The following is a 5807-nucleotide window of genomic DNA, read 5'->3' as shown; positions in this document are numbered from 1 at the left end:
TCGATCCTGGGCATCATCTGGCACCTCATCAACAACCCTGACGCCGAATACCACGAGCTCGGCTCCGATCACCACCAGCGCTTGATCGACCCCGCTCGGCGCACCCGCGACCTGGTCCGTCAGCTGACCGCAATGGGCCACCAGGTCACCCTCGCCCCGGCCTCCTAACCGTCCCTCCCCGCCGACCCGCCATCCGGATGCCACCGCCCGGATGCTCCGGCACGCCTCCGAGATCCTGGATTTTCCGTTCAGGTCCGCGCCCTCGGTCAGTCGAAGAGCGGCTTGCAAAGCGCCGCCGGGTGAGTCTCCGTGAGCAGCTGCCGCTCGACGCTGAAGCGTGAAGGTGTGACGCAGCGCCTCGCAAGGCGGGCGCCGTCGTCAACGCAGCGACCGGGGAATCCGAAATGCCCAGTAAGAAGGGTGCCTGCCTACGGGATCTGCATAGTGGCGAGTTCGCGGGCGACGGCTTCCAGGCCGAGCGCGTTGGCTCCTTTGACGAGGACCACGTCCCCGGGCTGGAGCTGGGCGTTGACGTGTCCGGCAAGGCCGGTGGCCGGGTCGGCGTTGGTGGCTTCCAAGCCGCTATTCCGGATCGTGGTGATCACGTGCTGGGCATGGTATCCGCCGACGCCGATGGTGCGGTGGACTCCGGTGATGATGACCTTGCGTGCGACTCTGTCGTGCCAGTCGAGTGCGTCGTCGCCGAGTTCGGCCATCTCACCGAGGACGGCGATGCGACGGCGCTCGGCTCCGGCGATGTCGGCGAGGGCGTCCAGGGCGGCGAGGACGGATTCCGGGCTGGCGTTGAAGGCGTCGTTGATGATGGTGACGCCGTCGTGGGCACGCACGCTGACTTCCATGCGCCCCCCGGAGGACAGCTCGGCGGTTTTCAGCCCGTGGACGATGCGGTCGAAGGGGACCCCGGCGCCGATGGCAGTAGCTGCTGCCGCAAGGGCATTGGTGACGTTGTGCCGGCCGTAGATGTGGCTGAGCGCCACGTTCTCTTCTCGGTCGGCGTGCCGAAGAACGAAGGTGGGGTGGCCGTCGGGACTGACCCTGACGTCGCTTGCCTGGACCTCGCAGGTGTCTGTGGTGCCGAAGGTGATGACCCGCGCCATGGTCTCGCGGGCCATCGGGGCGACGAGCGGATCGTCCGCGTTGAGGACGGCGACGCCATGCTCGGGCAGGGTGTGGACGATTTCAGCTTTGGCGTCGGCGATGGCTTGCTTGCTGCCGAACTCGCCGACGTGTGCGGAGCCGATGCCGAGGACGGTGGCGATGCTGGGGCGAACCATCTGGCACAGGGAGGCGATGTGGCCCTTGCCGCGGGCGCCCATCTCCAGCAGGAGGTATCTGCTGGTCGGCTCCACTCGGGAGACTGTGACGGGGAAGCCGATCTCATTGTTGAAGGACCTGGCGTTGGCGACGGTCGGACCGTCGAGCGCGAGCACGTTCTCCAGGATGTCTTTGGTGGAGGTCTTGCCCGCTGATCCGGTGAGCGCGATGACCGTGCCGGTGTACTCCTCGGCGACGGTGTAGGCGATCTGCCCCATCGCGTCGAGCACGTCGGGAACGATGATCGCGGGTGCGTCGACGGGGCGGTCGGCGAGAACGGCGATGGCGCCATCGGCGATGGCCTGGCCAGCGAAGTCGTGCCCGTCGAGGCTGCGGCCTTTCAGGCATGCGAACAGTCCGCCGGGCGCGATGTCGCGGGAGTCGAACGAGATCGGCGCGGTGACCAGGGCGTTGGGGTCAGGGACGTGGTGCAGTCGGCCCTGGGTGACCTGGGCGATGTCGGCGAGGGTCAGGGGGATCATGAGGCTCCTTGCGCGGTGGTACCCAGGACGACTCCGCGGCCGGCGTAGAACCGGTCGAGGTCCGTCCAGGGCACGGTGTGGAACTCCTGGGACCGGCCGGGCAGGCCGGACGGGTTGTGCAGCATGACGCCGCGGGGGCCGGATCCGACGGCGAGCACCAGGTGCCCGCCGCGTCCGGCCGGTGCCGGATCAAGGGTGCGGATGGTTTTGTGTACGGACAGCAGCAGCAGATTCCCCCGGGCGACCTCGGCATCAATCTCCTCGGCCGCCAGTTCGGGCCGCGGCTCGGCGTGCAGGCCCCAGCGGTGGGTGACCCAGTCGGCGAAGGGGGCGTAGATCAGGCCCTTCACGGTGGTCTCCCCGGTGCGCACGTATGCGCCCGCGGCGAGGGCCTCGTGGAGCAGCGGTACGGACGGCGGTACAGGATGGCCCCAGAAGTCCAGGGCCATCCGCAGGCAGGCCATGCCGCACATGCGCGGCGCCCAGAACGCGTATTCCTCTCGGCTTCCGGCGCCGGACTTCTGCCAGAGCGGGTCGTCGGCCGCCGACCTGGCGCCGGTGATGAATTCGGGTACCAGGTCGGCGGATTCCCACTGTGAGTAGTACGGGACACGGTGCATGGTCATGGAGCCAGTCATGGCCCCACAGTCTGCTACGGCACGTACGCGGGCTTCGTGAACGCCGTGTCCAACACGTGCACAATCAGCTCCTCGTACGAGATGTCCGCGGCTCGGGCCATCGTGGCGAGGTTCCCGAGCTCGGACAGGCCGGGCACGGTGTTGATTTCCAGGACGGGCGTGCGGCTGCTCGGGGAGACCAGGAAGTCCACGCGGGAAACGCCGTGCGCGCCGACGAGCCGGTGGACCCGCAGGGCAATGCTCCTCATCTGCGTGGCGATCAGGTCCGGCAGCTCGGCCGGGCAGGTCTCATGGCGAAGCGAGAGATCGTGCTTGGCCTCGTAGTCGTAGAACTCCCGGTCCGTCTCCACGGTGTGGATCGGCAGGGTCGTCAGCTCGCCGCCGATCTCCAGGACGCCGACGGTAGCGGGAGTGCCCGGAATGAACTCCTCGACCAGGTACTCGGTGTAGGGCTGCTCCCGGTTCCTTTCCAGGAGCGCCGCGAGTTCGGTCTCGTTGCGGGCGATGCCTGCTTCCAGGCTGCCGCCGCCGGAGGCGGGCTTGAGGAAGACCGGGAAGCCGAGCGACATCGTGACGGAGGTGACCGTGGTGGCCGTGGAGTGGGTGGGGTGGATCTCCAGCCACTGCGGCGTATCGATCACCGCGCCCCGCACCGCGGTCTTGAAGGTGGGCTTGTGCATGCCGACGGCGGAGGCCTTCACGCCCGACCCCGTGTAGGGGATACCGAGTGTGTCAAGCGCGCCTTGGATCTTGCCGTCCTCGCCGCCCAGACCGTGCGAGGCGAGCAGGGCCACGTCGATCCGGCCCTTCAGGCCAGTAAGGTCCAGGCCGGTCAGGTCGATGAGCTGCGCGTTGAGTCCCTGGACGGTCAGGGCCTTGCAGGCCGCCTCGGCGGAGGCGACCGAGCCGGGATGCTCGGGCGAGTCGCCGCCGAACAGAACGCCGATGCGCAGGCCGGAATGGTCTCGGGTTTTGGGCATGTACGCTCCCTCAGGATTGGGGTTGTGCTCCAGTCGGGGCGTCCCGGCGCGGGTGCCATGCCCGCACTCCGCTGTCCAAGGCCGGCGGGCCGCTTACCCCGCTCCGGGATGCCGTGTGCACCGCTCGACGAACCGAACCCGTACTCCGGAATGCCGAGCGGCTGTCTATGGGCCGGCCATTCTTTGCGGACACGCCCGCGGAGGCGACGCGAACTGGGCTTCGTCCAGCGCGGCGAGCAGCGCCTTGGGTGTCCCGGGGCGCGTGTAGGGGCAGGCGATACCCATCAGGAGTTTCAGTGGGCCGCGGCAGAGCCAGGCCCGAGTCCCACCGGTCATGCCGTCGTGGTCAACGCGGGTGTCATAACAGCTCGGTGGGGGGCGACGATCTTCCCGTCTGGAAGCAGTCCCCCAGTGTCGTCGAACTGAAGTACGCCATTGCAGAGGAGTGCCCAGCCCTGTTCGAAGTGGTGGGACACCACGCGGGCGGCTTCCCTGTCCGCTGAATCCGCCGACGGGCAAGCGGGCTGGTGTCGGCATCCTGGCACAGCGGTCATCGCACGCCTCCAGCCGCGAGCTCCGCGCCAAGGTCAACGATGGTGCAGCCGACCAGACACAGGATGGACTGGGCGGCGAGCAGCCACGGCAGCAGCGGATCCAAGAACGCGAGGTTCTCCGTCCCCCTCGCCAGGATCGGAAACGGAGACGCATGCCGGTCGAGATTCCGGGCGTAGAGCTTTCCGCGGTAGCCGTACGGCTGCGGATCGCGGACCCGGAGCGCGGTGAAGCCCTTCTTCTCCAGCTCCGGGCACTGCCGAGCGGCCTGCGCGGCACAGCCCAGGCACAGCGGCGGGTGCACTGTGAGCTCTTCTTCGGGCCAGCCTGGCGGGCAGTTCGCTGCCGTGTTATCCAGCAGCCACAGCACACCCAGGTCAGTGCGGTCCGCGTCGTTGCCGCAGACGTGGCAGAGCAGCTTTCGCATCGCACGGCGCTGCCGATTGGTATGCACGACGCCGAACATGGGCCGACCGCGCGTGTCCCGGGCGGGGCGGCGGCCGCGGTGCAGCAGCGCATTCCCCACGCCACGGTCGGTGGGCAGCTCGTCCACGAAGGCGATCCCGCCGACTTGCGGCCGGATGATCACGGGGGCCTCGATGAGGGCCTCACCGGTCCACGCGGCCATCCACGGGACGGTGTCGGGCCTGAGTCGCGGAGCGGCTGTGGTGCTGTCGGTCGTGGCATGCACGGGATGCTGCCTTTCATCGCTGTACGGGGCGATTGGGAAGGGTTGGCCGGCCGCCGTTCCACACGCGAGGGCGGCCGGGGCCCGACTCTCCTGCGCCGACGGGGGACGGCGCGGATACACGAGGAGCGGGGCCGCTTCCTCCGACGCGGGGTAATCCCGGGACCGGCCCGCGCACGTGTCGGCGAGCACGGGGGTCTCGGCGGGGCTCGGAGGAAGCCGGCTGGATGGCCATCTCCGCGCAACGCGGAGGAACAGTTGCACGGAGATGACCGGTCTCAGGGGTAGTGCGAGAGGTACTGAAAGGTGAGCCAGCCCACGACCACCACGACGAAGATCCCGATCCCGGCGAACTGCCCGAGTCCGAACCCGGTGCGATCGATGGCCTTGCCCTGGTTCCGGCGGAGCGTCCTGAACGGATGCCGTATCGCGAACCGCAGGCGCGGCAGACGCGTCTTGCCCCGTCGGCGTTCACGGTCGTTGTCCCCACTTCGGGCCGAAGAGCACGAGAAGGCCGAACGCGGCGACCACGCCTAAGCCGGTGATCGTCACGTCTCGGGCTCCTCACGCGTGAGTGCGCGGTGGAGGTGCCGCCACGTCTGGGGAGCGTTCGGCACGTGGAACAGGTCGGGCGGGCGCTCCTCCATCCGCGCGGCGTGCTGTGCATCCAGCTCCCCGCGGGCCTGCCCTCGCGTACGGATGGGCAGGGGCGCCAGAGCCGACACGGACCCAGCCGGGATGATCCGGGGCGGGCTGTCGCGGTGTTCCTCAAGCATGGGAGTCCTCCACGGTGTGAACGGTCACAGGGTCAGCTGCCGCCAGGAGCAGGCGGGAGGACAGGTTCACCGGTCGGGACGACAGCCCTCAACCGGAGCTGGCGCAGGAACCGGCGCTCTTCAGTGAGGAGTTGAACGATCCCGCGCATTTCTCCGGCGATAGCGCCGGATACTTGAGGTGGTGGATCAGTAGCTTTCTGTCGGTAGTCATGTCCAGGCGACCTGGGAGTTTCGCGGTGACCACTCCGGCACAGCGCCCCAGAGGTTGTCAATTCCTTTGTGTATGTAGAGGCGTGCGGCCTTGCTGGTCGGGTCCTGGGAGTGGTTACTTTCGGTGATCTTGCTGGGGTCAGAGG

The 5807-nt window shown here is 68.4% G+C and carries 6 protein-coding genes; all 6 read right to left on the bottom strand.

The window, feature by feature from the left end; all coding sequences use genetic code 11:
* Positions 1-428 precede the first annotated feature (428 nt).
* Positions 429-1817, bottom strand: a complete 1389-nt coding sequence (gene murF / locus ACFV9O_RS39420) for a UDP-N-acetylmuramoyl-tripeptide--D-alanyl-D-alanine ligase (RefSeq protein WP_385427665.1) — start codon at positions 1815-1817, stop codon at positions 429-431.
* Positions 1814-2443 carry a C39 family peptidase gene (locus tag ACFV9O_RS39415; RefSeq protein ID WP_385427662.1) on the bottom strand — a complete coding sequence of 210 codons (630 nt, stop codon included), beginning with the start codon at positions 2441-2443 and terminating at the stop codon, positions 1814-1816. Before ACFV9O_RS39415 ends, murF begins: the two co-directional genes overlap by 4 nt.
* Before the next feature lie 26 nt (positions 2444-2469).
* A complete protein-coding gene (locus ACFV9O_RS39410; protein ID WP_385427659.1) occupies positions 2470-3435 on the bottom strand; it encodes an ATP-grasp domain-containing protein in 966 nt (321 codons plus the stop codon).
* A 332-nt stretch (positions 3436-3767) separates the two neighbouring features.
* Entirely contained in the window at positions 3768-3989 is a 222-nt protein-coding gene (locus ACFV9O_RS39405; protein WP_385427656.1) for a DUF5999 family protein, read from the bottom strand.
* On the bottom strand, positions 3986-4615 hold the full coding sequence (locus tag ACFV9O_RS39400; protein WP_385427654.1) for a hypothetical protein: 630 nt from the start codon (positions 4613-4615) through the stop codon (positions 3986-3988). The genes ACFV9O_RS39405 and ACFV9O_RS39400 overlap by 4 nt, the downstream gene beginning before the upstream one ends.
* A gap of 608 nt (positions 4616-5223) precedes the next feature.
* Positions 5224-5451 (bottom strand): hypothetical protein, encoded by a 228-nt coding sequence (locus ACFV9O_RS39395; protein ID WP_385427651.1) that lies wholly within the window; start codon positions 5449-5451, stop codon positions 5224-5226.
* Positions 5452-5807 lie beyond the last annotated feature (356 nt).

The organism is Streptomyces sp. NPDC059909, from assembly GCF_042730885.1.
In the GTDB taxonomy this organism is placed as follows: Bacteria; Actinomycetota; Actinomycetes; order Streptomycetales; family Streptomycetaceae; genus Streptomyces.
The sequence above is the reverse complement of the archived record's forward strand: the minus strand, read 5'-3'. Positions and strand labels throughout refer to the sequence as shown.